The organism is Aureimonas sp. AU40 (assembly GCF_001463785.1).
In the GTDB taxonomy this organism is placed as follows: domain Bacteria; phylum Pseudomonadota; class Alphaproteobacteria; order Rhizobiales; family Rhizobiaceae; genus Aureimonas.
In genome coordinates, this window is record NZ_BBWL01000051.1 from 39,839 (window position 1) to 64,139 (window position 24,301).

A 24,301-nucleotide genomic window follows, 5' to 3' on the forward strand; every position below is an offset into this window, starting at 1 on the left:
GGAACAGGCGGCGATGGCGCAGGAGACGGAAAAACGGGCGGAAGGGCGCTGGATGCGGAGCCTTCGTCCGGCGGGCGGTTGGCCGCTCGCGCTCGGCATGGCGGTGCCGCTCGTGTCGGGCGCACTGCTGGTCTGGCAGGCGCTGACGCTTGCGCGGGTTCTCGGCCGGGCGGTGGGCGAGGGCGCGCCGCTCACCGCGCTGACGCCCGACATCGCGCTTCTATGCGCGCTGCTTCTCGCCCGCGTGCTGCTCGGCCTTCTGGGCGAGGCGGCGGCCGGGGCGGGCAGCGAGCGCATCAAGCTGGCGCTGCGGCGGGCGCTGTTTCGCCGGCTCCTCAGTGAGCGGCCGGACTGGAGCGCAAACCGGGCTTCCGGCGCGCTGGCGGGCGCGTTGGTCGAGCAGGTGGAAGCGCTGGACGGGTTCTTCGCCCGCTTCCTTCCGGCGACGCTCGCGGCCGCGGTTCTGCCGATCGCCTTCGCCGCGGTGGTGATGCCGGCGGATTGGGTGGTCGGTCTCCTGTTTCTCCTGACCGCGCCCCTGATCCCGCTTTTCATGGCGCTGGCCGGCTGGGGCGCGGAGGCCGCGAGCGCGGCCCAGGCCGAGGCGCTGGCGCGCCTGTCCGGCCGCTTCGCGGACCGGCTGCGCGGCCTCGTGACCCTCGCGCTGCTCGGGCGCGGCGAGGCGGAAGCGGAAGCGGCGGAGCGCTCCACCGACGAACTGCGCCGCCGCACCTTGCGCGTCCTGCGCCTTGCCTTCCTGTCCTCGGCGGTGCTGGAATTCTTCGCCGCGCTTGGCGTCGCGGGCGTCGCGCTCTATGTCGGGCTCACCTATCTCGACCTCGTGAGCCTGCGCGCCTCGCCGCTGACGCTGGAAGCCGGGCTCTTCTGTCTCCTGATGGCGCCGGAGGTCTACCAGCCGCTGCGGACCCTCGCCGCGCATTATCACGACCGGGCAGGGGCCAAGGCCGCCGTCCGCGAGATCGCGGCTGTGTTCGAACACCTGCCGAATCTGGGCGAAGCGCAGGAACTGCCGACGCAGGCCCGCCTCCTGCCCGGCGGCGCGCTGGGGATCGAGGCGAGCGCGCTTTTTATACGCGCGCCCGGAGGCGACCGCACGATCCTTGCGGGCGCCGATCTCACGCTCGCGCCCGGCGCCCATGTCGCCTTGATGGGGCCGAGTGGCATCGGCAAGTCGACCCTTCTGGAGGCCTTGGCGGGCCTGCGCGAGACGGAGGGCACGCTGCGGCTTGGCCCCGTGCCGATCAAGGCCGTTTCACGCGAAGAGCTTTGCCACCGAGTTGCCTTTCTGCCGCAGCGCCCGAATCTCTTCACCGGGACGATCCGGGACAATATCCGCTTCGCCGACCCTGAGGCTTCGGACGCGCAGGTCCGGCGAGCCGCCGAACGCGCGCGGGTTCTGGCCTTCGCGGGGGCGCTGCCGCTAGGGCTGGAAACGCCGATCGGCGAGGACGGGCTCGGCCTGTCCGGCGGCGAGCGGCACCGCGTCGCCCTGGCCCGGCTTTATCTCCGCGATCCCTCGATCGTCCTTCTGGACGAGCCGACCGCCCATCTCGACGCCGTGACGGAGGCGGAAGTTTTGCAGGAACTCCTGCGCTTCACGGAAGGGCGCACGCTTCTCGTCGCAACCCATTCGGCTAAGGTCGCCGCCGCGCTTGGCCGAGCCCTGCGGCTGGAGGGCGGGCGCCTCCTTCCCGTTCCCCATCCGCTCGCTCCGCTGGAGGACGCCGCATGAGCGCGCTTCTTTTCTTCCGCCCGCTCTTTTCGCCCTATGCCGGGCGCTTCGCCCTGGCGCTCGGCCTGTCGCTCCTGGCGCTTCTGGCGGGCGTCCTGCTGCTCGGCACCTCCGGCTGGTTCCTCAGCGCCGCCTCGCTCACGACACTGGGGGCCGCGTTCAACCTCTTCGGCCCGTCGGCGGCGGTGCGCGGCCTGTCGATGATGCGCATCGGCGCGCGCTATGGCGAGAAGCTGATCGGGCATGACGCGACGCTGCGGGTGCTGGGCACGATCCGGGCCTGGACTTTCCGCCAGATGATCCCGCGCGTGTCCGTGCTCGACCGGGCGCTGCGGCGCGGCGATCTCGTCTCGCGCCTCACGGCGGATGTCGATGCACTCGACACCGCCTTCCTGCTCGCGGTCGGCCCGCTTCTGGCGCAACTGGCGATCGGCGCGCTGGGAACGCTCGCCCTCCATTTCATTCTGCCACCGGCCGCACCGATCTATCTCGCCGGTTGGGGCGCCGCCTCGCTTCTCGCGCCGCTTCTCATCGCCCTGGCGGGCAAGCGGGGCGGGGCGGCGATCGCGCAGGGCACGGCCGAGCTGCGGATCGCCGCCCTCGACGGGGTGGACGGCCATGCCGATCTCCTGGCCTTCGGCCGCCGCAAAGACGCCGAGGCGCGCTTTTTTGCCCATGCCGAGGCGCTCGGCCGCCTCCGGCGCCGGCAGGCGCTTCGCGCAGCGATCGGCTCGGCCGCCGTGCAGGGCTGCGCCGCGCTGACGCTCGTTGGCGTCCTCGTCGCGGGCCTCGGCGCCCTGGAGCAGGGCGCGATTTCGGGTCCGCTTCTCGTCGGCCTGCTGCTCGCCGTTCTCGGCAGTTTCGAGGCGAGCGCGCTCACCATGCGCGGCGTCGCCCGGCTCGGCCATGCCGCCGGAGCGGCACGGCGCCTCCGCGACCTCGCCGCGCTGCCGGTCGCGCTTCCCGACGCAGCCGAGCCCCGCCCGCTGCCGGAGGGAGCGACGCTTCGCTTCGAGGGTGTGAGCTTTGGTTTCGACCCCGAACGCCCCATCCTACGGGCTCTCGATCTCGATATGGCAAGCGGCGAGATCGTGGCGATCCGCGGCCCCAGCGGATCGGGCAAGAGCGCGCTTCTGCAGCTACCGCTCCGGCTGGCCGATCCGCAGAGCGGCCGCGTCCTGATCGCGGGCGAGGATATCCGCCATGTCGCGCGCGCCGAGCTGCACCACCGCGTCGCGCTTCTGGAGCAGAACGCACCGGTCTTTCTCGACACGCTGCGCGGCAATCTCCTTCTCTCGCGCGCCGATGCATCGGACGCCGAACTTCGGGAGGCGTTGGAGCGGGTGCGGCTGGGGGCGCTGCTCACCGCCCTTCCCCTCGGCCTCGACACGCCGCTCGGCGAAGCCGGGCGCACGCTGTCGGCCGGGGAGGCGCGGCGCCTCTGCCTTGCCCGCACGCTTCTGTCGCCCGCCGCGATCCTGGTTCTAGACGAGCCGACCAGCGGACTCGACCGCGACACGGAACTCGCCTTCCTCGCCGATCTTCCCGCCGCCTGCGCGGGGCGCACGGTGATCCTCTCCACCCATGCCGAGCTTCCCGCTGGCGCAGCATCGCAGACGCTGCGGCTGACGGAGGGTCGGCTGGTTCAGGCCCCGTAGCCGGGCAGGCCGGCCACAGCGGCCAGCGCCATGGCGTCCGGGATTTCGATCGACTGCGGGCTGGGCATGGCGATCAGGCCGCGATTGCGCAGCTTGGTGAAGGAGCGGCTCACGGTCTCGATCGTCAGGCCGAGATAGTCGGCGATGTCGCCGCGTGTCATGGGCAGGGCGATCGGGCTTGCCGGCAGGCGGTGCTCCACCGCGCGCGCGGACAGAAGCACGAGGAAGCTCGCGAGCTTTTCCACCGGCGCCAGCCGCCCGAGAATGAGCTGGTTCTCTCGCGCCTGGCGCAGCGCGGCTCGCGTGAAGCGGTGCAGCCGGTCTTGAAGCTCGGGAAAGCGCTCGGTCAGCGCCTCCATCTGGCGCACGGGAAAGGCGCAAAGCGCGGAGGGCTCCACCGCCTCGGCGCTGGCGGAATAGATGTCGTCGTCGGCAAGGCCGAGATAGTCGCCGGGCATGAGGAAGCCGGTGATCTGGCGCCGCCCGTCCGGCAGGGCGACGGACAGGCGCAACATGCCGGAGGTCAGCGTGAAGACGCTGGTCTTCGCCGCGCCTTCCTCCACCAGCATCTCGTTGGCCTCGAGCCGGCGCGCGGTCATGATACGCTCCAGCGCTCCGACCTCGTCGTCGTTCAAGGCCGCGCAGACCGCCATGGTGCGCACCTCGCACTCGGCGCAGGCCCCGCAGGGTGCGCGATACGCGGCTGACGCGCTTCGAATCTCGACCCGTTCCGTCATCACGGCCGCACTATGCGTTTCGTCCCCCCGCGAAGGCAAGGCGCGCGAACGATCGCGGGCAAGCCAGGCGACGGGCCGATGTCAAAACAAAAACGCCCCTGCCGGGGGAGGACCGGCAAGGGCGTCATGGGTAAGCCGAAGGTTGGGAGGAACCGTTCGGCTCGCACGTCGCGACCGGGGGAGGACCGGCCGGGACGGATGGGGAATGGGTCGGAGCATTTCCAGGCAAAGCGGATACGCTTTGCCGTCGGACAATGCGGCAAAATCAGAAACCTAGCGCACCGACTGGCGGGCGAGAGCCGGGATGTCGGAGCGCGAGATGCCGAGGTCGGAGAGTTCGCCCTGTGACAGGCGGTTCAGCTCAGTGGCCGTGTTGCGATACTGGCGCCAAGCGTTGAAGGAGCGAGCGATGTTCATAGGAGTTTCCTTTTGGGTCCGGCCTCTCGTCGGTGGTGGCCGGCGTGGTCGTTTTCTTTCGATGACCGGACCATAGGCTCCGGCAGCGAAGATGAGGAGCGCAAAGCTCGAAGGGGAGCTCTGCGCTCGTTCGCTATCGGTGACTCGCAGCACGGATATGCAAGAAACGCATAGCTAACCCGTTTTAGCCACCTCGGTTGAGCGAAGGCGAGAAGGGCAGGAGGCTGAGGATTTCGAACAGCATCTGCGCGCCGGCCTGGGCCGTGTTGGTGGTCGTGTCATATTGCGGAGCCACCTCCACCACGTCGCCGCCAACGAGATTGACGCCCTTCAGTCCACGCAGCAGAGCTTGCGCCTCGCGCGTCGAAAGCCCGCCGATCTCCGGCGTGCCGGTGCCCGGCGCGAAGGCGGGGTCGAGACTGTCGATGTCGAAGGAGAGATAGGTCGGCCCGTCACCGACGACCGCGAGCGCCCGCTCGATCACGGCGGCAAGGCCCAGCTCCTCGATCTCCTCGGCATGGATCACGGTCATGCCGGAGGCGGCCGAGAACTCCCAGAGATAGTCCGACGAGCCGCGAATGCCGATCTGGATCGTGCGTCGGGGGTCGAGCACGCCTTCCAACACCGCATGGCGGAACGGGCCGCCATGGTGGAAGCGGCAATGGTCGAACGGGCCGGACGTGTCGCAATGGGCGTCGATATGGATCATGCCGACGGGGCGATCGCGCCCCACCGCCCGCAGGATCGGCAGCGAAATGGAATGGTCGCCGCCGACGCTGAGGGGCACCACGCCCGCCGCGACCACAGCCGCGATCGTGGCCTCGATGTCCTGATGCGACAGGTCGAGATGAAAGCGGCTGCGGAAGGGCACGTCGCCGCAATCCGCCACGCTGAGCTCGCGCCCCGGCATGGTGCGCAGCACATGGTTGTACGGCCCGATGCGCTCGATGGCGCGCAGCGCGCGCGGGCCGAAGCGGGAGCCGTTGCGATTGGTGACGCCAAGATCCATCGGCATGCCGATCAGCGCGACGTCGAGTCCCGAGAGGTCGGGCGCCGCCCAGTCCACTTGGCGGAAGGGCGCGTCGAGCAACGTCGGCAGGCCGGCATAGGGCGCGACGCGCGTTCCCTTGGCGTCGAACAGGCGCGAGGCGACCTCGGCGAAATGCGGATCGTAGATCCGGCTTTCGTTGTCGCCGCCGAAGCGCGTGCGCAACTCGTCCAGCGTCTCGTCGGTCATGCCATCATCCTTTCGTCGGAAAAGAGCGTGTCGGCCTCGCCCAGCCGATCCGCGAAGCGCTCCAGCCCCGCCGCGTCGACATTGGCGAAGGCGACGCGCAGGAAACGCGATTGCCCGGGGCCGAAGAAGGAGCCGGGCAGAACGAGGAGCCCCAGCCGCGCGGCCAGCGCCTTGGCCACCTCGACATCGGACCGGCCGGGGAAGGGGTGTTCCAGAAAGGCGAAATACGCGCCCATCTGGCGAATGCGCCAGTCCGGCCGCGCGGCCATCGCCGTTCGAAAGCGGTCTGCCTTGTCCAGCACCGCGCGCGTCTTTTCCGCCCGCCAGTCCGCGCACTCGGCGATGCTGGGCGCCAAGGCCACCTGGGGCGGGCGCGGGGCGCAGATCTGCATGCAGTCGAGGATGGTCTCAGCCGCTGAGAGAAGCGCCGGCCCCGCTGTCATCGCGCCCAGCCGATAGCCCGGAATGGCGAAGGATTTGGAGAAGGAGTAAAGGCCGATCAGATGCTCGCGCCACTCCGGCTCGGCAAACAGCCCATGCGGCGCCGCGCCGCCGACGAAGTCGCGATAGGTCTCGTCGAGGATCAGATAAAGCCCGCGCCGGCGGCAGAGGTCGAACAGCGCGCGGATCGTCTCGGGCGGATAGATCGCCCCGGTCGGATTGTTGGGCGAGACCAGAACGAGGGCGCGCGTCGTTTCGTCGATCACCGCCTCGGCGCTCGCCGCGTCCGGCACGAAGCCATTCTCGGCGGTGGTTTCGAGCGGGCGCGCCTCGATGCCGAGGAGATCCAGCGTCATCTGGTGGTTGAAGTACCAGGGCGTCGGCAAGAGGATCGAGTCGCCGGCCTTGGCCACCGCCATGGCGGCGGTGAAGAAGGCCTGATTGCAGCCTGCCGTGATGGCGACATCCGCCGCTTCGACGCAGGCGCCGTAGAAGCCCGAACTCTCCTCGGCATAGGCGGCGCGCAGGGCGTCGTCGCCGAGGATCGGCCCGTAGCGCGCGGCCTCCGCCCCGGCGCCCTCGTTGGCCAGGCGCCGCGACAGCGCTTCGGGCGGCGGATCGCCCGGCACGGCCTGGCTGAGATCGACCGCCGGCCCCCGCGTCCCGTCATAAGCGGCAAGCCAGGCCTTCGCCACGGGAATGGGCGGCGGCAGAACCGAGCGGACGAGAGGGTTGGGCTTTGGAGGCGGGGAGGAGGGCGGCCGGACGGCCATGGGCATGAGCTCCGCTGCGAGGATCGGCGGACCGAACCGGAGACGCGCATCCTGCGCGAGGGCCGGGGCCGGAATCAACCGCCGGCCCCGCGAAACCGCTCGGAGCGGCTCTCAACCCAGCGCGGGAAGGGCAATTGCGGAGGCGGCCTCCACCACGGCGCCGGAGCGCACGAGTTCGATCGCGGCCTCCAGATCGGGATGGAAATGCCGGTCGTCGGTCAGGGTCGGCACATGCGAGCGCAGCAAGCGGCGCACCGCTTCCAGCGCCGGGCTGGAGGAGAGCGCCGGGCCGAGATCGCAGCCTTGCGCTGAGGCCAGAAGCTCGATCGCGATGACGCCGAAGGCGTTCTCCACCATGGGCAGGAGCCGGCGCGCGCCGTGCGCGGCCATGGAGACATGGTCCTCCTGGTTGGCGGAGGTCGGGATCGAATCGACGCTCGCCGGCATGGCGCGCTGCTTGTTCTCCGACACCAGCGCGGCTGCCGTCACCTGCGGAATCATGAAGCCGGAATTCAGCCCGGGACGCGGCGTCAGGAAGGCTGGCAGGCCTGAGAGCGCGGGGTCCACCAGCATGGCGACGCGCCGCTCGGCGATGGAGCCGATCTCGCAGACCGCCATGGCGATCATGTCGGCGGCGAACGCCACGGGCTCGGCGTGGAAATTGCCGCCCGACAGCGCCTCGTCGGTGTCCGCGAAGATCAGCGGATTGTCCGACACGCCGTTCGCCTCGGTTTCCAGGGTCGCGGCGGCTTGGCGCAGGATGTCGAGCGCGGCGCCCATGACCTGCGGCTGGCAGCGCAGGCAATAGGGGTCCTGCACGCGCGGATCGTCCACCCGGTGCGACTCGCGAATGGCCGAGCCCGCCATCAGCGCGCGCAGGGCGGCGGCCGTCTCGATCTGCCCGCGATGACGGCGCAGGGCGTGGATGCGCGGGTCGAAGGGCGTGTCGGAGCCGCGCGCGGCGTCGGTCGACAGCGCGCCGGTGACGAGGGCGGAGTGAAACAGGCGCTCGGCCTCGAACAAGCCGGCCAGCGCGTTGGCGGTGGAGAACTGCGTGCCGTTGAGCAGCGCCAGCCCTTCCTTGGCCGAGAGCGTGATGGGGGCAAGGCCCGCCCCGGCCAGCGCCGCTTCGGCCGGAACGCGCCGGCCCTCCACGAAGAAATGGCCGACGCCGATCATGGCGGCGGTCATGTGCGCGAGCGGCGCCAGATCGCCCGAGGCGCCGACCGAGCCTTGGCTTGGAACGACGGGCACGAGGTCCTTTTCCAGAAGCGCGCCGAGAAGATCGATCGTGGCGCGCGAGACGCCCGACGCGCCCTGGCCGAGGCTGGCGAGCTTCAGCGCCATCATGAGGCGGCAGACCGCGAGCGGCATGGGCTCGCCGACGCCGGCCGCGTGGCTGAGCACGATGTTGCGCTGGAGCGTCGCCAGATCCTCGCCGCCGATCCGCACGCTGGCGAGCTTTCCGAAGCCCGTGTTGATGCCATAGACCGGCTCGCCCCGCGCCAGGATGCGCGAGACCGCCTGCGCCGAGGCCTCGACCGCCGGCAAGCAGGCGGGGTCGAGCCGGGGCACGGCGCCGCGATGGATGGCGCGCCAGTCGGCCAGCGTCGCGCGGCCGGGGGTGAGGAGAAGCGTGGTCATGGATCTCTCCGACGAAGCGGGACGGGCGGACAAGGCGGCCGGATCGCTTGGCGTGGGGTGCGGGCCGCGCCAGGGCACCCCGTCCTCCCGCGTGATCGGCGGCCGCTCGGATGGAAGCAAAAAGCTATGTCAGGATTCTCGACATGTATAGACATATTTTCCGCTATGGTGCCGAGGCCGAACTCTGACGGAGCTCGCATCTGTCAGGGACGACAGCGCTCTCGATCCGGTCTAGACTGCTTCTCACTCGACACGCCTCTGCGCCGTCGCACTGGCGTTGATACGATCGTCTGCCGCTCCGATTCGCTGCGATCCGGCTCGCTGCAGTGCCCACTCATTGGGCGAAAAAAAATCTGCACAGCAATTGACACACCCCATCACAGCCGATGTTATGTCTAGGCTTATTGGCGGCCGCCCTTCGCGTCGCCCGTCCCTTCCTTCCCATCCCAGCGGGAGACCGGCATGAACAAACGCTCGCTTTTGAAGGCCGCCTTCGCGCTCGGCTTCTCGCTCTCTCTGCCCTTCGCGGCGCATGCCGAGGACGCGCTGGCCCGCGTCAAGGCGGCGGGCGTCCTGAAGGTCGGCACCGAGACCGCCTTCGCGCCCTTCGACTTCATCGACGAGGCGGGCGAGCACGCTGGGCTCAATGTCGACGCGTTCGAGGAGATCGGCAAGGAGCTGGGCGTCAAGGTTCAATGGGTCGAGCTGCCGTGGGACGGCGTGCTTCCCGGCCTCGAAGCCGGCCAGTTCGACGTCGTCGCCGGCCCCGCCACCATCACCAAGGCCCGGCTCGAGCGCTATCGCTTTCTGTCGCCGATCGCCGAGGCGACGGTGGCGCTCCTGAAGGCCAAGGGCGACGACAGCATCCAGAAGCCCGAGGACATCGCCGGCAAGCTGGTGGGCGCCGGCAAGGCGACCTCGCAGCTGGCGCAGGTCCAGGCCTATGGCAAGACGCTGCCCAAGCCCGTCGAGACGCGCGAATATGTCGGCTTCAACGAAGCCTATGCCGATCTCGCGGCCGGGCGCATCGCGGCCGTCGCCAACTCGCTGCCCAACATCGCCTATGTCGCGGAAAAGCAGCCCGACATCTTCGCCGTGGTCACGCCCGCCTTCGGCCAGAAGAGCTATTTCGGCTTCATCGGCACCAAGAAGGCGGACGACCAGCCGCTGCTCGACGCCATGCAGGCCGCCCTCGTCAAGATGAAGGGCGACGGTCGCCTCGGCGAACTCCAGAAGAAGTGGTTCGGCGTGACCTTCGAGACGCCCGACGTCGCGCCCGAGCCCGCCTTCTGATCTCGGACCGGGCCGCGCCTTGGCCTTTTCGGCTCCCGGCGCGGCCCGCTTCGCCTTCGAGGACATCCCATGTCGATGAGGCTTTTCGAGCTCATGCTCTGGGCGGCGGGCAACACGCTGTTCCTCAGCATCGTGTCGATCGCGATCGGGCTCGCCATCGGGCTTCTGATCTGCGCCGCGCGCCTGTCGCCGAGCGCCCTCCTGCGCTGGCCAGCGGTCGCCTTCATCAGCTTCTTCCGGGGCGTTCCGCTCCTCGTCCAGCTGCTTCTGATCTACAATCTCCTGCCGGTTCTCGGCCTCATGGTGCCGAGCACCGTCGCGGCGCTGATCGGCCTGTCGCTCTGCACCGCCGCTTATCAGGCGGAGAATCTTCGCGGCGGCTTCGCCTCCGTTCCCCGGGGTCTTCTGGAAGCGGCCGACATGGTGGGCCTCAACGCCTGGCAGCAGTTTCGCCGCATCCGCGCGCCGATCGCGCTCCGGCTCACGCTTCCCGCCCTCGTCAACGAGGCAATCCTCATCCTGAAGGCCTCCTCGCTCGTCTCGGTCGTCGGCGTCATCGAGTTGACGCGCATGGCGCAGAACCTTTCGGCCAGCACCTACAAGCCGCTTCTCTTCTATGCGGTGGCGGGCGGTCTCTATCTCGCGATGAACTGGACCCTGGCGGGCGCGGGCTCGCTCACCGAGCGGCTGGTGCGGACGGGGCGGGCATGAACTTCGATTTCGCCCTCATCCTCGCCCAGTTGCCGGCGATCCTGTCCGGCCTGCGCCTCACCGTTCTGATCTGGGTCGCCTCGACCTTCGGCGGCCTCCTTCTCGGCTTCCTTATCGCCACCGTGCGCCAGTTCGGTCCGGGCTGGGCGGGCGCGCTCCTGCGCGTCGTCGTGGAAATCCCGCGCGGCACGCCCTTTCTGGTGCAGATCTTCCTTCTGTATTTCGGCGGCCCGGCCATCGGCCTGCGGCTCGACCCCATCCCCGCCGGGCTGATCGGCCTCACCATCTACGGCGCGGCCTATTTCTCGGAAATCTTCCGCGCCGGATTCCGCGCCATTCCGCCCGGCCATGTCGAGGCCGCCGAATGCGTCGGCCTCACGCGCCGGCAGATCGTCCTGCGCATTCTCCTGCCGGAGATGACCATGCTGGTCCTGCCGCAATGCGTGAACATGACCATCCTTCTGGTCAAGGAAACGGCGGTCCTCTCCATCATCACCGTGCCGGAAATGACCATGGTGATCGGGGCCATCGGCTCGCAGCAATATGCCTTCGTCGAGGCCATGTTCCTTCTCGCCCTCTTCTACTGGCTCCTGGTCGAGATCTGCGGGTGGCTCGGCCGCTTCAGCGAACGTCGGCTTTCCAAGTTCAGGTTCTCATGAGCACGCGCATGCCCGCCATCGCCGTCCGCAACCTCACCAAGCGCTTCGGTCAGACCGAGGTGTTGAAAGGGATCGACCTCGAAGTTCCCAGCGGTTCCACGACCTGCCTGATCGGCCCTTCGGGCTCGGGCAAATCCACGCTTTTGCGCTGCATGGCCTTTCTGGAGGAGGCGACGAGCGGCACGATCCATGTCAATGGCGCGCCGCTGGGCTTTACCGAGGATGGAAGCGGTCGGCGCGTGCGCCTGCCGCAGTCCTCGATCCGCGAGGTGCGCGGCCATATCGGCATGGTGTTCCAGCAGTTCAATCTCTGGCCGCACATGACCGCGCTCGGCAACGTCTCGGAAGCCCTGAAGCGCGTGCGCGGGTTGAAGCGCGACGACGCCGAGGCGCGCGCCATGGAGCAGCTGCGCCATGTCGGCCTTGGCGAGCGCGCCGGGCACTATCCCTCGCAGCTCTCGGGCGGCCAGCAGCAGCGCGTCGCCATCGCCCGCGCCCTGGCTCTGCAGCCCGCCATCATGCTGTTCGACGAGCCGACCTCCTCGCTCGACCCGGAGCTGACGGGCGAGGTGCTGAACGTCATGCGCGATCTCGCCGCCGAGGGTATGACCATGGTCGTGGTCACGCACGAGATCGGCTTCGCCGCCTCGGTCGGCCAGCAGATCGCCTTTCTCGACGGCGGCAAGCTGCTGCTCGTCGGCGCGCCGGGCGAAGTCTTCGCCCATCCGCGCCACCCGCGCCTGACGCAGTTCCTGGAAACCTATCTCGATCGCGGCGCGGCCATGCTGCTGCAGGCGCCGTGAGCGGCGCGGACCTTGCTCCAGCGCGCATGACATCGGCCACGCGCCCTTCGCTGCACCAGACCATCCTTGCCGATCTGCGCGGCCGCATTCTCTCGGGCGAGTGGCCGCCGGGCACGCAGCTTCCCTTCGAGCAGGCGCTCGCCGCGCAGTTCGGCTGCTCGCGCATGACGGTCAACAAGGTGATGGGCGAGCTCGTCTCGGCCGGGCTGATCGAGCGGCGGCGCAAGGCCGGCAGCTTCGTGCGCCGGCCCCAGTCCTATTCCGCCGTGATGGAAATCGCCGACATCCGCCGCGAAGTGGAGACGCTGGGCCTCGCCTACGGGTTCGAGATGATGCGGCTCGAGCGCCGCGAGGCTTCGGGCGACGACCAGACGCGGCTGGGCCTTGCCGAGCCGCATCCCGTGCTCTCGATCCTTTGCCGCCACTTCGCCGCGCGCCAGCCCTTCTGCCTCGAAAACCGGCTGATCGATCTCGCCGTGGTGCCGGACGCGGCGGAGACGGATTTCGCGGCCGAGCCGCCCGGCGCCTGGCTCATGGCGCGCGTGCCCTGGACCAGCGCCGAGCACACGATCCGCGCGGCGGGCGCCAATGCCGCTACCGCCTCAGCCCTTCTCCTCGACCCCGGCACGCCCTGCCTCGTCATCGACCGGCGCACTTGGAACTCGGAGGCGAGCGTCACCGCCGTCGAGATCACCTATCCCGGCGAGGCGCACGAGCTCGTCGCCCGCTTCACGCCCTCGCCGGGAAGCTGACTCGGATCAACGCCGGATGACGACGCCCGGGTTCATCAGCCCGGCCGGATCGAGGCTGGATTTCAGGAGCCGCATGAAGGCGAGCTTGCCGGGGTCGGCGGTCGCTTCCATTGGGCCGATGCGCTTGGTGCCGACGCCGTGCTCGGCCGAGAAGGAGCCGCCGCGCTGGCTGACGTCGCGATAGAGCGCGTGTTCGACCTTCGCCATGAGGTCGGGCTCCAGCGGGCCGGGGCAGTTCAGGATCAGGTGGAGATTGCCGTCCGCCAGATGGCCGAAGACGAAGGGCGCGAAGCCTTGGTCGATCGCCTTGAGGTCGGGCAGCAGCCGATCGAGATAGGCCGGAATTTCCGACTGCGGCAGCGACACGTCGAAGGACGGGGCGGCGGGATAGGTGTGGTAGACGAGGTCGGTGTCCTCGCGCAGGCGCCAGAGATCGCGCTCCTGCCGAAGGGACTGGGCGATCAGGCCCGACGCCTCGGGAAAGCGCTCCACCACCGTTTCGAACAGGGTCTCGAACGCGGCCGGAAGGGTGCCGCCCTCGGCGCCGCCGATCGATAGGAGGAGATAGATCGACGCGGTGCGGTCGATCGCCTCGCTCTCCCAGCCGAGCGCCCGCGCCGTGTGGTCGAGAAAGGGTTTCCACATGGCCTCCGCGCCGCGCAGGGCGACGCCCGGAAGCGCCAGCGCGAGGCGGATCACCTCCAGCACCGCCTCCACCGAGGGCAGGCCGAACAGCGCCGTGGCGTTCGCCTCCGGCAGCGGGTCGAGCTTCAGGACGGCGCGAGTGACGATGCCGAGCGTGCCTTCGCCGCCGATCAGGAGATGCTTGAGATCGTACCCGGCGGCGGTCTTCACCACGCGGGTCAGGTCGCTCATCACGGTTCCGTCCGGCATCACCGCTTCCAGCCCGAAGACGCGATGGCGCATGACACCGTTGCGGAAGGCCATGATGCCCCCGGCATTGGTGGAGATCATGCCGCCGACGGTCGCCGTGCCGCGCGAGGGCAGGTCGATGCCGGGCTCCAGCCCGTGAGCGGCGGCGGCCTCCTGCACCGATTGCAGCGTGGCGCCGGAGCCTGCCGTGACGGTGCGCTCGATCGGGTCGAGCCGCTCGACCGCGTTGAGCCTTGCGGTCGAAACGACGAGTTGCCCCGGCGCCGACACCGAGCCGCCGACAAGGCCCGTGCGCCCGCCCTGCGGCACGATGGCGACGCCCGCCTCGCGGCAGAGGCGCACCACGGCCGCGACCTCGTCGGTCGAACCGGGCAGGGCGAGGCAGCCGCTCTTCAGATTGTCCTTGTTCCAGCCGGGGTCGATCGCGGCGAGCGCTTCGCCCGTTCGCACATGGGCGGGGCCGAGCAGGGCGCGCAGCCGATCCTCGAAACCGGCGGGAAGGGCCGGGGCGGCTGCGATGATCGGGTCTGGCGTCCGGTCTGGCATCAGGTCTGGCTCCAACGGATGAGGGCGAGGAGAAATCGCTCATTATCGGCCGAGGTGCCGATCGTCACGCGCAGATAGCGCTCGAAGCCGGGCTCGCGCCAGGGTTTGACGATGATGCCCTTGGCTAGAAGCGCTGCCGACGCCGCGGCGCTGTCGCCTCCGCAGTCCATGAACAGGAAGTTGGTGTGGGACGGAGCCGTGCGAAAGCCCGCCGCTTCCAGCTCTTGCGCCAGCGCCGCGCGGCGCGCTTCCAGGCGCCGGACGGAGGCGCGCATCCAGTCCTGGTCCGCCAGCGCGGCCAGCGCCGCGATCTGGGCCGCGCCGTTGACGTTGAACGGCGTCTTGGCCGCCGCGATGGCGCGGGCGAGCGCCGCACTGGAGGCGATGGCATAGCCGACGCGCAGGCCCGCCAGCCCATAAGCCTTGGAAAAGGTGCGCAGGATCGCGAAGGGCAGGCCGGCGCGTGAGAAAATACGCCGGGCGTCCGGCAGCGCGTCGCCGCCATATTCGAAATAGGCCTCGTCCAGCACGAAGAGCGTGCCGCGCCCGCGCGCCGCCTCGGCCAGCCGCGTCAGGGCGGCTTCATTCAGCGCGGGGCCAACCGGGTTCCAGGGCGAGGAAAGGAAGACGAGCGCCGGCCCCCGCGCCAGCGCCGCCGCCAGGGCGTCGAGATCGAAGCCGAAATCGGGGCGCATGGCGATCTTGCGCACCCGCGCGCCGACCGCCAGCGGCTCGATCTCGTGCAGGCCGAAACTCGGCGCAACCGTCAGCACCTCGCGCCCCGGCTGCAGAGCCGCGCGGGAGATGGCGGCGATCATTTCCTCCGAGCCGTTGCCGCAGACGATGCGGTCGGGCTCTTCGTCCAGAAAGGCACCGAGCGCCGCGCGCAGGGCGGTGCAGGCCGGGTCGGCGTAGCGCGAGGGATCGTAGCCCGCGAGCGCTTCCAGAACGCGCGGCGAGCAGCCGTCGGGATTCTCGTTGCTGGCCAGCCGCGCGATGTCCTCCCGCCCGCTGGCCTGGCGCGCCGCCGCAAGGCTGAGCCCCGCATTATAGGCCGGCAGGGCCGCCACATGCGGGTTCAGCTGAAGCGGGGCCTCGGCGGCAGGTTGGGCAAACTCGCTCAAGAAGGGCTCCGATCGGTTCGGGAAGGGCAGGGTGCGCATCGGCTCGGCCCTTCGGTGGTGGAGACCTTTTGCGGGACCTCCTGTCGCGGGCGAGGCGCCGATGGCTGGATGCGAGGGCGCGGCGTCGAGGATCGACCCGCCCGGGTCTCGGACTGGCGGCTCAGATGTCGAGGGTGACGTCGCCGCGCGGCCGCGTGCAGCAGAGGAGAACCTGGCCGGGCGCGGGCTCGTCCAGCGGCTCCTCGGTATACTCGACCTCGCCCGACAGGAGCGCGGCGCTGCAGGTCATGCAGACGCCCGAGCGGCAGCTGAAGGCGGGCGAGAGGCCGGCGCCTTCCGCCAGTTCCAGAAGCGAGCCCGCGCCCTCGCGCCAGACCGCAATGCCGCCGGAGCGGGCAAAGGACACGAGCGGGCCTTCGCCAGCGGAGGCGCGTTCCGGCGCGACCGGAGCGGGCGCCGGGGAAGGAGCGGGGGCTACGCCAAGCAGCGAGGCGGGGCCGAAGAACTCGGTGGCGATCCGCTCCGGCCGGACGCCGAGGCCCAGCAGCGTCGCATACTGCGCCTGCATGAAGGGCGTCGGCCCACAGAGATAGACGTCGTAATCGTCCAGCGGCAGGAGCGACTGGAGAAGCGCCCGCGTCACGAGGCCCGAGGCGACATGGCGGCCGCGCGCCTCGTCCTCCGCCGTTGGCGCGCGGTAGACGAAATGGGCGCTTATGCCGGCGCGCGCAGCCGCCAGCGCCTCCACCTCGTCGGCCAGCGCATGGTTGCGCCCGTCCTCGCAGGCATGGACGAAATGCACCCGCCGGTCGGATCGCTCGGTCAGATGGTGCAGCATCGCCAGCAGCGGCGTGATCCCGACGCCGCCCGACAGGAGAAGGACGGCGCGTCCGCTCGTCTCGTCCAGCACGAACTCGCCGCGCGGCGCGCTGGCCCAGACCTCGTCGCCGGGCAGAAGGCGATGGTGGAAATGGCCCGACCCCAGGCCCGCGCCGTCCGCCCCGCGCGCACAGGGCTCGCGTTTCACGGAGATGCGGTAGGTTCGCCCGTCCGAGGGGCCGGAGATGGAATAGTTGCGCAAAGCCCAGCCGCCCGGCGAGGTGGCGTCCGGCAGGCGGAACACGAGGAACTGCCCCGGCGCGAAGGGCGCCCAGCCGCCGGGCTCCACCGGCTCTAGGAGATACGAGGTGATGGCCGCGCTCTCGCGCCGCGCGTCCAGCAGGCGCAGACGCCGGAAGCCGGCGGCCGCAGCCAAGGGGGCCTCGCTCATTCGGCCGCGACGGAAGCGGGGGCGAGGGACGCCGCCGCAGGAGCAGGAACGGCATTGGGCGCTAGCGCGGCTCGCTCGGCCTCGATCAGCTGCTGCATCCGGCGGCGGAAACGCAAGGGGCCGACATCGATCTTGAGATCGAGATTGGGCGTCTGCTTGTTGGCCATGCCATGGTCGACCGCCTCCAGAACGACGCGGTCCTCCTCGAATGCGCCGCGCACCGACTTGGCGAAGCGGGCGGAAACCTCGGCGTCGTCCGGCGCGAAGTTTCGCATCTGGAACCAGTAATATTTGGTGTGACCTTCGTCGACCGGGGTCATGAAGTTGTAGCTGTCCATCAGGAACACGTCCTCGTGCAGCGGCTCGTCCTCGCGATAGCTGTTGGCCGGCACGAAGATCGCCTTGATGATGGCGTTCGAGGGATAGCGCACCTCGTAGTGCTGCTTGCGGTCGCAATGGCCGCTGAATTTCAGGAAGGGCGCGTAGAAGGGCGCCGGCTCGGAATCGATCATCCAGCGCCAGACCGTGACGCCGTTCGGCGCGACCGTCGTTTCCAGCGGCGTCTCCTCGCAGGCCGAGCTGGCGAAAGAACTCTGGTGAACCCAGGCGACATGCGAGGGGTCCAGCAGATTGTCGGTCATGTAGAGATAGTTGCAGGCGAGCGTCATGGACTCGCCGCGATTGATGCCCCAGGCCGGATCGCCCCAGTGCTCAACCGTGAAAATTTCGGCCGGGTCGGCCTTTTCCGCCTCGCCCATCCAGATCCAGAGCAGGCCATAGCGCTCGTGGATGGGGTAGGCGCGAACGCGCGCCACATGCGGAATGCGCTCGGCGCCAGGAACGCGGGTGCAGGTGCCCGTACCGTCGAAGGTGAGGCCGTGATAGCCGCACTCGACGTCGTCGCCCTTGATGCGGCCCATGGAGAGGGGGAGCTTGCGATGCGGGCAGGCATCCTCCAGCGCGGCGACCGCGCCGTCGCGGCGGCGATAAAGGACGATGTTCTCGCCGAGCACGCGGACGGGCATCAGACCCTCGGCGACTTCGTGATCCCAGGCCGCGACATACCAGGCGTTTCGCAGAAACATCGATCGATCCTCACCGTCTCATTCCCAACATTGTCGAAACTTTCGGCAGACGGAGCAACCGGCTGAAAACTGTGCTATGTTTTAGTTATTCTAAATCCAAACTGCCTGAGGACCATGGCGCCCATCCCGCATCTCAAAGCGCTCCAAGCCTTCGCCGCCTTCGGCACGCATGGCAGCGTGAGCGAAGCGGCACGCGAACTCGGCGTTTCGCCCGGCGCGGTGACGCAGCAATTGCAGAAGCTGGAAGAGCATCTGGGCCTTTCGCTGATCGAGCGGCGCGGCCGGCGGATGGAGCTGACGCGCTGGGGCCGGCTCTACCATGCCGAGATCCATGCGGGCTTCGCGCGGCTGGCCGGCGCGGCGGAGATCGTGCGCCGGGCCCGGGGCGACACGGCGCTCAGCCTCAGCGCGCTCACTTCGGTGCTCGGCAAATGGATCGGGCGCGAGATCTTCGAGTGGCGCGCGCTGTGTCCGGGCTCGGTGGTGCAGCTCGTCGGCACGGAACAGGAGCCCGATCTGGAGCGGGACGGGATCGACTTTCGCATCTTCTACGGGCCGCAGCCGCGCTATCTCCACGCGGCGGAACTCTTCACCGACTGGGCCGTGCCGGCCTGCTCGCCGCGCCTGATCGAGGGGCGGCGGCTGCGAGAGGGCGCCGACATTCTGAGCTTCCCGCTGCTTCACATCGTCTGGGCCGGGGCCGCCTCGCTGGCACCGAGTTGGGAGGACTGGGCGGCGGACGTGGGCGCGCCAGCGGGCGAGATTCCGCGCGACCTTTCCTACATGCTGTCCTCCAGCGCGATCGACGCCGCCGTAGCGGGGCGGGGCTTCGTGCTGGCGCAGATGTCGATGATCGCAGACGAGTTGGAAAGCGGCCGCCTGGTCGTTCCCTTCGACCGCCGGCTGCGGCTGGCCGCGCCGTATTTCCTTGCCTGGAGCCCGCCCTCGCTGGACAAACCTTTCGCGCGGGACTTCCACCGCTGGCTGATCGCCAAGGGGCGCCGGCAAGGAGCGCTGTCGGCGCCGGTGCCGCAGTAAACTGACGGGCAGCTATCAATCGCAAATCATTGAGGAGACGTTCAAACGTCGACGGGGTCGGTCGGCGAGGTCGCGGGATGGTTGCCGAGCGCGGGTCAAGTCCCGGCCGCGCCGGCTGAGATTGCGTCATCGGGATTGGAGATATTTCGCCAGGGCCGTCAATTCCGCGAACTGCTAGGCAACATCTCCTCTGGTAGCTCGCTCGCACAACCCTCTGATTAAGATGAGAAAAACTCAAGCTTCATAATTTGTCTTATGGAACACGAATAATGGGGTGAGTGTCAGCTGGCAGTCCGTTGCCCAAGAAGCCCGGTGCGGGCCGATCAAGATCGCCGCATCTAGGCTGACAACGTCCAAAGTGCCGTAGGCAGAGCCAAGTGGCAAGCCGCCCCTTATGCAAGAGCACGAGCCGAACGCCCTCAAGCGCCGACACCGGTCGCCCAGGTTCAGCGCCGTGCCGGCTCGCGGCGAACGGAAGCGCCGGGCCGACCATCGCCCCGACGCATCGCGCCGCCGTGCGGCACCTGCCTCAGGCGGGCTCGATCCGCCCCAGAACCGCGCCAGCCTCCTGATATCCGTCCTTGGAAAGGATGCGCAGGCGACCCGCATGCGGCGCCGTCACGTTGGTCTCCATCTTCATGGCTTCCATCGTGACGAGGATCGCGCCGGACTCCACCGCGTCGCCGTCCGAGAAGCGCCAGACCTGGAGCGTTCCGGCGACGGGGGCCGTGACCGCGCCGGGATCCGCCACGGCACTCGACACCGAGGCTTGCGCGGGCGCGGCGAGCGGGTTGAGGCCGGCGGCGAAGGATGCGGGCAGGCCGAGCAGGACGCGGCGTCCGTCGATTTCCACGGGAAGGCGCAGCATGGGCGCTTCACCGAGAGGCGCGGGCCGCGCCTGCTCGGCCAGCGTGTCGGCGAATTCCGTCTCGATCCAGCGCGTGTGAACGCCGAAACCGTCTTCCGCTGTGAAGGCCGACGCATCGAGAACCGCGCGGTGGAACGGCAGCACCGTGGCGACGCCCTCGATCGCGAACTCGCCCAAGGCCCGGCGCGCGCGGGCGAGCGCCTCCTCGCGCGTCGCGCCGGTCACGATCAGCTTGGCCAGCATGGAGTCGAAGGCGGGGTGAACGCGCGAGCCGGCGATGACACCGCTATCGAGCCGGATGCCGGGGCCGGAAGGCGGGTCGAAACGCGTCACCTCCCCCGGCGTCGGCAGGAAGCCGCGCGCGGGGTCCTCTGCGTTGATGCGGAACTCGATGGAATGGCCGCGCGGCGCCGGAACCTCCGAAAAGGACAAAGGAAGGCCGTCGGCGATGCGGAACTGCTCGCGCACGAGGTCGATGCCCATCGTCTCCTCGGTCACGGGATGCTCGACCTGCAGCCGCGTGTTGACCTCGAGAAAGGAGATGATCCCGTCGCGACCGAGCAGGAATTCTACCGTTCCGGCGCCGGTATAGCCGGCCTCCGCGCAGATGGCGCGGGCGGATTCATGGATGCGAGCGCGCTGCTCGTCGGTGAGGAAGGGCGCGGGCGCCTCCTCCACCAGCTTCTGGTTGCGCCGCTGCAGCGAGCAGTCGCGCGTGCCGAGCACCGCGACATGGCCGTGCCGGTCGGCGAGGACCTGCGCTTCCACATGGCGCGGCCGGTCGATGAAGCGCTCCACGAAGCACTCGCCGCGCCCGAAGGCGCTGGTCGCTTCGCGCACGGCCGACTCGAAGAGCTCGGCCACCTCGTCCATCTCCCAGGCGACCTTCAGCCCGCGCCCGCCACCGCCGAAAGCGGCCTTGATGGCGATGGGGAGCCCGTGCTCGCGAGCGAAGGCCAGAACCTCCTCCGCGGAGGCGGCCGGGCCGTCCGTACCGGCCACCAGCGGCGCGCCGACGCGCTCGGCGATGCGCCGCGCCTCGACCTTGTCGCCCAGCGCCTCGATCACCGCCGGGTCGGGGCCGATCCAGGTGAGGCCGGCGTCGATCACGGCCTTTGCGAAATCCGCCCGCTCCGACAGGAAGCCGTAGCCGGGATGGACGGCGTCGGCGCCGGCCTTCAAGGCAATCGCGACGAGTTTCGCGCCGTCGAGATAGGTGTCGGCCGGCTTGTCGCCGCCCAGCGCATAGGCCTCGTCGGCGGCGCGGGCGAAGGGCGCGTCGGCATCCGCGTCGGCATAGACCGCGACCGAGCCGAGCCCGGCGTCGCGGCAGGCGCGAACGATGCGAAGAGCGATCTCGCCGCGATTGGCGATGAGGACTTTTTTCATGGCGTGGTCTCGTCAGCGAGAGGCCCGATCTCCGCAAAGGGGCGGATCGGGCGGAAGCGGATGCGGGCATGAACCGGGATCTGGCCCGCGAGGTCGAGATGGTATTCGGCGACCGTCGCGATCACGGGATAGCCGCCGGTCAGCGGATGATCGGCCAGGAACAGGACGGGCTGGCCGCTATGGGGCACCTGAATGGCGCCGGTCGCCGTGCCCTCGCTCGGCAATTCGCCCATCCCTTCGCGCTTGGAAAGAGGCACGGCGCCCTCGAGACGGATGCCCACGCGGTTCGACTGCGGCGTGACCTCGAAGACCTGAGACGCCAGGAGCTCGATCGCCTCCTCAGTGAACCAGTCCGTACGCGGCCCCATGACGACGTCGAGCACCACGGTCTCGCCGCGCGTCGGGCAAAGGAAGGGCGCTTCGAGCGCGGGGGTCGCCGCGCCGACGATCGCTCTCGCGACCGGGTCGGCGCGCAGCACGGCCCCCGCCGTCACCACCGGCGGGCCGACATGGGCGAGCGTGTCCGTGCTGGCGCTGCCGAGAACGGGCTCCACGGCGAAGCCACCGCGCAGCGCCAGATAGGTTCGCACGCCGGCTTTGGGCGCGGCGATCTCCAACCTGTCGCCGGGCTCCAGGGCCAGCGCGCGCCACGTCTCGGCCGGCACGTTGCGCCCAGCCGCGTCGGTCAGCGACAAAGGCGCGGGCGCGCCGGCGATCGCCACAACGGCGCTCGCTCGCGCTTCCAGCCGAAAGCCGCCGCCGGTGATCTCCAGCACCGGCGCGTCGGTCCGGTTGCCGACCAGCCTGTTGGCCGCGCGCATGGCGCCGCCGTCCAGTGCGCCGGAGGCAGAAACGCCCTGGCGCGTTTCGCCGAAGCGGCCGCGATCCTGAAACAAGGCGGGCATGGGCGCGGCGAGAACGGCCAAGCCCCCTGCCCGCGCCTGCGCCTCGGCCGCGGGCACGGCGGCCGTGGCCTCCTCGCGAAGCCGCTCGGCCTCGACCGGCGCGATGGGGACGAAGCGCACCCGATCTCCCGGTTGGAACAGGGCCGGCGGGGTGCGAGCGAGGTCCCACATCGGCACGGGCGTCGTGCCGATGAGCTGCCAGCCGCCGGGGCTCGGCTGCGGATAAACGCCGCTGAACGGTCCGGCCAGCGCCACCGAGCCCGCCGGAATGCGCGTGCGCGGGCTCTGCCGACGCGGCACGTGCAGCGTCTCGTCGCCGCCGACGAGATAGCCGAAGCCCGGCGCGAAGCCGGAAAAGGCGACGGTGAACTCGGAGGCCGCGTGGCGGCGAATCACCTCCTCGACGGAGAGCCCGGTCAGCGCCGCCACCTCGGCGAGATCCTCGCCGTCATAGACGGTCGGCACCTCGACCAGCGCGCCACCGCGCTCGGGCCGGGCGGCGAGATCGCGCGCGCGCAGGGCCTCCGCCAACGACTCGGGCGAGAGGATTTCGGGTTGGAAGCGGATCATCAGCGTGCGCGCCGCCGGCAGAACCTCGTCGACGCCCGCCAGAGGCTCGGCCTGAAGCGAGGCGAAGAGTGCCAGCGTCTCGCCGAGATCGGCAAGCTCCACCAGCACCACGCGAAGACTGACCGGCAGGATGCGCATCGGAAGAACTCTCAAACGTGATAGGCCGCGTCGGGAATGTCGGTTACGAACATGTGGCCCGGCGAATGGGTGATGGCGAAGGGCACGCCGGAGGCCATGACCGCCGCCTGCGGGGTGACGCCGCAGGCCCAGAAGACCGGGATCTCGCCGGGCTCGATGCGAACGGGATCGCCGAAGTCGGGCTTGGCGAGGTCGGATATGCCGATCCGCTCCGGTGCGCCGACATGGACGGGCGCGCCGTGCACGGCGGGAAAGCGCCCCGAGATCATCGCCGCATCCGCCACGCGCTCGGCCGGAACTGGGCGCATGGAGACGACGAGATTGCCCCTGAGGCGCCCGGCCGGGCGGCAGGCGCGGTCGGTCAGATACATCGGCACATTGGTGCCGTCGGTGATGTGGCGCACCTCGATGCCGGCCTCGACCAGCGGCGTCTCGAAGGTGAAGGAGCAGCCGATCAGGAAGGCGACGAGATCGGGATGCTCGGCCCAGGCGGCTGTCGCGTCCGGCACTTCCTCGGCCAGCTTGCCGTCCCGCCAGATGCGGTAGAGCGGCAGGTCGGTGCGAAGGTCCGCTTGCGGCGCGAGCGTCGTGGTGACCGACCCCGCATCCGTGATGTCCAGCACCGGGCAACTCTTGGGGTTGCGCTGGGCGTAGAGCAGGAAGTCGAAGGCCCAGTCGCGCGGCAGGACGATCATGTTCGCCTGCGTCAGGCCCGGCGCGACGCCGGCCGTCGGCGCCACTTGGCCGACGCGGTAGCGAAGCCGCGCCGCGCGGGCGCTTTCCAGCTGCGCCTGCGTGGCGACGGCACTCATGCCCGCTCTCCCGTGAAGGGCCGCACGGCGATGGAGGAAGCCTCGAAGGCCTCGCGCACGGCGCGCGCGATGGCGACCGCGCCGGGGCTGTCCCCATGAACGCAGATCGACTGCGCGGTGAGGCGCACGGTGGAGCCGTCGATCGCTTCCAGCGTGCCGGACTGGGCAAGCTGCACCATGCGGCGGGCGACCGTTTCGGGATCGTGGATCACCGCGCCTGGCTCGCGGCGCGAGACGAGCGTGCCCTCCGGCGTATAAGCGCGGTCGGCGAAGGCCTCGGCCACGGTCGCCAGCCCCGCCTCGCGGGCCTGCGTGAGGATCGGCGCACCGGCGAGCCCCATCAGGACCAAGGTGGGGTCGGCCAGCTTGATCCCTTCGATCACCGCCCGTCCCTGGCGCGCGTCGCCGGCGATGCGGTTGTAGAGCGCGCCATGCGGCTTGACGTAGGTGACCGAGGTGCCGGCGGCGCGGGCCAGACCCTGCAGCGCGCCGATTTGGTAGACGACGTCGGCCACGAGTTCCTCGTGCGCCACGTCCATGTCGCGCCGACCGAAGCCGACGCGATCGGGGTACGAGACATGGGCGCCGACCCGGACGCCCCGCTCGGCCGCCTCGCGCAAGGTGCGCAGGAGACCGGCGGGATCGCCGGCATGGAAGCCGCAGGCGATGTTGGCGCTGGAGACGATGGAGAGCATCGCCGCGTCGTCGCCCATGGCCCAGGCGCCGTAGCTTTCGCCGAGATCGCTGTTGAGGTCGATGGCGGACATGGGCGTTTCGTCCTTTC

At 69.8% G+C, this 24,301-nt stretch carries 21 protein-coding genes; 8 read left to right on the forward strand and 13 right to left on the reverse strand.

The window, feature by feature from the left end:
- Nucleotides 1–13 precede the first annotated feature (13 nt).
- Both cydD and cydC read left to right on the forward strand, forming a co-directional pair.
- A complete protein-coding gene (cydD, locus tag AUL32_RS19315) occupies nt 14–1,753 on the forward strand; it encodes a thiol reductant ABC exporter subunit CydD (protein ID WP_062118635.1) in 1,740 nt (579 codons plus the stop codon).
- Nucleotides 1,750–3,411 (forward strand): thiol reductant ABC exporter subunit CydC, encoded by a 1,662-nt coding sequence (gene cydC / locus AUL32_RS19320; RefSeq protein WP_062118643.1) that lies wholly within the window; start codon nt 1,750–1,752, stop codon nt 3,409–3,411. The genes cydD and cydC overlap by 4 nt, the downstream gene beginning before the upstream one ends.
- Here cydC and AUL32_RS19325 read toward each other — a convergent pair.
- The 5 genes from AUL32_RS19325 to hutH all read right to left on the reverse strand — a co-directional run bounded on the left by AUL32_RS19325 (nt 3,399) and on the right by hutH (nt 8,660).
- Nucleotides 3,399–4,148 carry a Crp/Fnr family transcriptional regulator gene (locus tag AUL32_RS19325; protein WP_062118646.1) on the reverse strand — a complete coding sequence of 250 codons (750 nt, stop codon included), beginning with the start codon at nt 4,146–4,148 and terminating at the stop codon, nt 3,399–3,401. The two genes, cydC and AUL32_RS19325, sit on opposite strands and share 13 nt — an antisense overlap.
- A 273-nt stretch (nt 4,149–4,421) precedes the next feature.
- Nucleotides 4,422–4,565: a DUF1127 domain-containing protein gene (locus AUL32_RS24670; protein WP_082659851.1), complete on the reverse strand. Its 144-nt coding sequence runs from the start codon at nt 4,563–4,565 to the stop codon at nt 4,422–4,424.
- 184 nt (nt 4,566–4,749) lie between these two features.
- Entirely contained in the window at nt 4,750–5,802 is a 1,053-nt protein-coding gene (gene speB, locus AUL32_RS19330; RefSeq protein ID WP_062118649.1) for an agmatinase, read from the reverse strand.
- Nucleotides 5,799–7,016 carry an aminotransferase gene (locus tag AUL32_RS19335; RefSeq protein WP_156421540.1) on the reverse strand — a complete coding sequence of 406 codons (1,218 nt, stop codon included), beginning with the start codon at nt 7,014–7,016 and terminating at the stop codon, nt 5,799–5,801. Before AUL32_RS19335 ends, speB begins: the two co-directional genes overlap by 4 nt.
- 111 nt (nt 7,017–7,127) lie before the next feature.
- Entirely contained in the window at nt 7,128–8,660 is a 1,533-nt protein-coding gene (hutH, locus tag AUL32_RS19340; protein ID WP_062118652.1) for a histidine ammonia-lyase, read from the reverse strand.
- A 462-nt stretch (nt 8,661–9,122) separates the two neighbouring features.
- On the opposite strand from hutH, the gene AUL32_RS19345 reads away from it, so the two are divergent.
- From AUL32_RS19345 to hutC, 5 genes are all read left to right on the forward strand, one after another.
- Nucleotides 9,123–9,953, forward strand: a complete 831-nt coding sequence (locus AUL32_RS19345; protein WP_061978138.1) for a transporter substrate-binding domain-containing protein — start codon at nt 9,123–9,125, stop codon at nt 9,951–9,953.
- 69 nt (nt 9,954–10,022) lie between these two features.
- A complete protein-coding gene (locus tag AUL32_RS19350; RefSeq protein ID WP_062118655.1) occupies nt 10,023–10,664 on the forward strand; it encodes an amino acid ABC transporter permease in 642 nt (213 codons plus the stop codon).
- Nucleotides 10,661–11,323: an amino acid ABC transporter permease gene (locus tag AUL32_RS26075; protein ID WP_062118658.1), complete on the forward strand. Its 663-nt coding sequence runs from the start codon at nt 10,661–10,663 to the stop codon at nt 11,321–11,323. Before AUL32_RS19350 ends, AUL32_RS26075 begins: the two co-directional genes overlap by 4 nt.
- Nucleotides 11,320–12,126 (forward strand): amino acid ABC transporter ATP-binding protein, encoded by an 807-nt coding sequence (locus AUL32_RS19360; RefSeq protein WP_280137592.1) that lies wholly within the window; start codon nt 11,320–11,322, stop codon nt 12,124–12,126. The genes AUL32_RS26075 and AUL32_RS19360 overlap by 4 nt, the downstream gene beginning before the upstream one ends.
- 26 nt (nt 12,127–12,152) lie before the next feature.
- Nucleotides 12,153–12,878 (forward strand): histidine utilization repressor, encoded by a 726-nt coding sequence (hutC, locus tag AUL32_RS19365; protein ID WP_062118661.1) that lies wholly within the window; start codon nt 12,153–12,155, stop codon nt 12,876–12,878.
- A gap of 6 nt (nt 12,879–12,884) precedes the next feature.
- On the opposite strand, the gene AUL32_RS19370 is transcribed toward hutC, so the two are convergent.
- From AUL32_RS19370 to AUL32_RS19385, 4 genes are all read right to left on the reverse strand, one after another.
- A complete protein-coding gene (locus tag AUL32_RS19370) occupies nt 12,885–14,318 on the reverse strand; it encodes an FAD-binding oxidoreductase (RefSeq protein WP_062118664.1) in 1,434 nt (477 codons plus the stop codon).
- On the reverse strand, nt 14,318–15,442 hold the full coding sequence (locus AUL32_RS19375) for an aminotransferase class I/II-fold pyridoxal phosphate-dependent enzyme (protein ID WP_062118810.1): 1,125 nt from the start codon (nt 15,440–15,442) through the stop codon (nt 14,318–14,320). Before AUL32_RS19375 ends, AUL32_RS19370 begins: the two co-directional genes overlap by 1 nt.
- A 160-nt stretch (nt 15,443–15,602) precedes the next feature.
- Nucleotides 15,603–16,697, reverse strand: coding sequence for a 2Fe-2S iron-sulfur cluster-binding protein (locus AUL32_RS19380; RefSeq protein ID WP_244497985.1), 1,095 nt, complete (start codon nt 16,695–16,697; stop codon nt 15,603–15,605).
- An 11-nt stretch (nt 16,698–16,708) separates the two neighbouring features.
- Complete coding sequence (locus tag AUL32_RS19385; RefSeq protein ID WP_082659855.1) at nt 16,709–17,797, reverse strand: aromatic ring-hydroxylating dioxygenase subunit alpha; 1,089 nt, start codon at nt 17,795–17,797, stop codon at nt 16,709–16,711.
- Between the two features lie 114 nt (nt 17,798–17,911).
- Here AUL32_RS19385 and AUL32_RS19390 point away from each other — a divergent pair, with 114 nt between their 5' ends.
- Nucleotides 17,912–18,835, forward strand: a complete 924-nt coding sequence (locus AUL32_RS19390) for a LysR family transcriptional regulator (protein WP_062118670.1) — start codon at nt 17,912–17,914, stop codon at nt 18,833–18,835.
- Between the two features lie 529 nt (nt 18,836–19,364).
- On the opposite strand, the gene AUL32_RS19395 is transcribed toward AUL32_RS19390, so the two are convergent.
- The 4 genes from AUL32_RS19395 to AUL32_RS19410 are packed head-to-tail and all read right to left on the reverse strand — an operon-like array spanning nt 19,365 to nt 24,284.
- Nucleotides 19,365–21,092: an acetyl/propionyl/methylcrotonyl-CoA carboxylase subunit alpha gene (locus tag AUL32_RS19395; RefSeq protein WP_062118673.1), complete on the reverse strand. Its 1,728-nt coding sequence runs from the start codon at nt 21,090–21,092 to the stop codon at nt 19,365–19,367.
- Nucleotides 21,089–22,705: an urea amidolyase family protein gene (locus tag AUL32_RS19400; RefSeq protein ID WP_062118676.1), complete on the reverse strand. Its 1,617-nt coding sequence runs from the start codon at nt 22,703–22,705 to the stop codon at nt 21,089–21,091. The genes AUL32_RS19395 and AUL32_RS19400 overlap by 4 nt, the downstream gene beginning before the upstream one ends.
- Nucleotides 22,706–22,716: 11 nt before the next feature.
- Nucleotides 22,717–23,517: a putative hydro-lyase gene (locus AUL32_RS19405; RefSeq protein WP_062118679.1), complete on the reverse strand. Its 801-nt coding sequence runs from the start codon at nt 23,515–23,517 to the stop codon at nt 22,717–22,719.
- Nucleotides 23,514–24,284: a LamB/YcsF family protein gene (locus AUL32_RS19410; protein WP_062118682.1), complete on the reverse strand. Its 771-nt coding sequence runs from the start codon at nt 24,282–24,284 to the stop codon at nt 23,514–23,516. The genes AUL32_RS19405 and AUL32_RS19410 overlap by 4 nt, the downstream gene beginning before the upstream one ends.
- Nucleotides 24,285–24,301: the final 17 nt, after the last annotated feature.

Coding starts and splice junctions, on each gene's coding strand:
- cydD (WP_062118635.1), top strand. CDS start 14: ATGGCGCAGGAGACGGAAAAACGGGCGGAAGGGCGCTGGATGCGGAGC.
- cydC (WP_062118643.1), top strand. CDS start 1,750: ATGAGCGCGCTTCTTTTCTTCCGCCCGCTCTTTTCGCCCTATGCCGGG.
- AUL32_RS19325 (WP_062118646.1), bottom strand. CDS start 4,148: ATGACGGAACGGGTCGAGATTCGAAGCGCGTCAGCCGCGTATCGCGCA.
- AUL32_RS24670 (WP_082659851.1), bottom strand. CDS start 4,565: ATGAACATCGCTCGCTCCTTCAACGCTTGGCGCCAGTATCGCAACACG.
- speB (WP_062118649.1), bottom strand. CDS start 5,802: ATGACCGACGAGACGCTGGACGAGTTGCGCACGCGCTTCGGCGGCGAC.
- AUL32_RS19335 (WP_156421540.1), bottom strand. CDS start 7,016: ATGGCCGTCCGGCCGCCCTCCTCCCCGCCTCCAAAGCCCAACCCTCTC.
- hutH (WP_062118652.1), bottom strand. CDS start 8,660: ATGACCACGCTTCTCCTCACCCCCGGCCGCGCGACGCTGGCCGACTGG.
- AUL32_RS19345 (WP_061978138.1), top strand. CDS start 9,123: ATGAACAAACGCTCGCTTTTGAAGGCCGCCTTCGCGCTCGGCTTCTCG.
- AUL32_RS19350 (WP_062118655.1), top strand. CDS start 10,023: ATGTCGATGAGGCTTTTCGAGCTCATGCTCTGGGCGGCGGGCAACACG.
- AUL32_RS26075 (WP_062118658.1), top strand. CDS start 10,661: ATGAACTTCGATTTCGCCCTCATCCTCGCCCAGTTGCCGGCGATCCTG.
- AUL32_RS19360 (WP_280137592.1), top strand. CDS start 11,320: ATGAGCACGCGCATGCCCGCCATCGCCGTCCGCAACCTCACCAAGCGC.
- hutC (WP_062118661.1), top strand. CDS start 12,153: ATGACATCGGCCACGCGCCCTTCGCTGCACCAGACCATCCTTGCCGAT.
- AUL32_RS19370 (WP_062118664.1), bottom strand. CDS start 14,318: ATGCCAGACCGGACGCCAGACCCGATCATCGCAGCCGCCCCGGCCCTT.
- AUL32_RS19385 (WP_082659855.1), bottom strand. CDS start 17,797: ATGTTTCTGCGAAACGCCTGGTATGTCGCGGCCTGGGATCACGAAGTC.
- AUL32_RS19390 (WP_062118670.1), top strand. CDS start 17,912: ATGGCGCCCATCCCGCATCTCAAAGCGCTCCAAGCCTTCGCCGCCTTC.
- AUL32_RS19395 (WP_062118673.1), bottom strand. CDS start 21,092: ATGAAAAAAGTCCTCATCGCCAATCGCGGCGAGATCGCTCTTCGCATC.
- AUL32_RS19400 (WP_062118676.1), bottom strand. CDS start 22,705: ATGCGCATCCTGCCGGTCAGTCTTCGCGTGGTGCTGGTGGAGCTTGCC.
- AUL32_RS19405 (WP_062118679.1), bottom strand. CDS start 23,517: ATGAGTGCCGTCGCCACGCAGGCGCAGCTGGAAAGCGCCCGCGCGGCG.
- AUL32_RS19410 (WP_062118682.1), bottom strand. CDS start 24,284: ATGTCCGCCATCGACCTCAACAGCGATCTCGGCGAAAGCTACGGCGCC.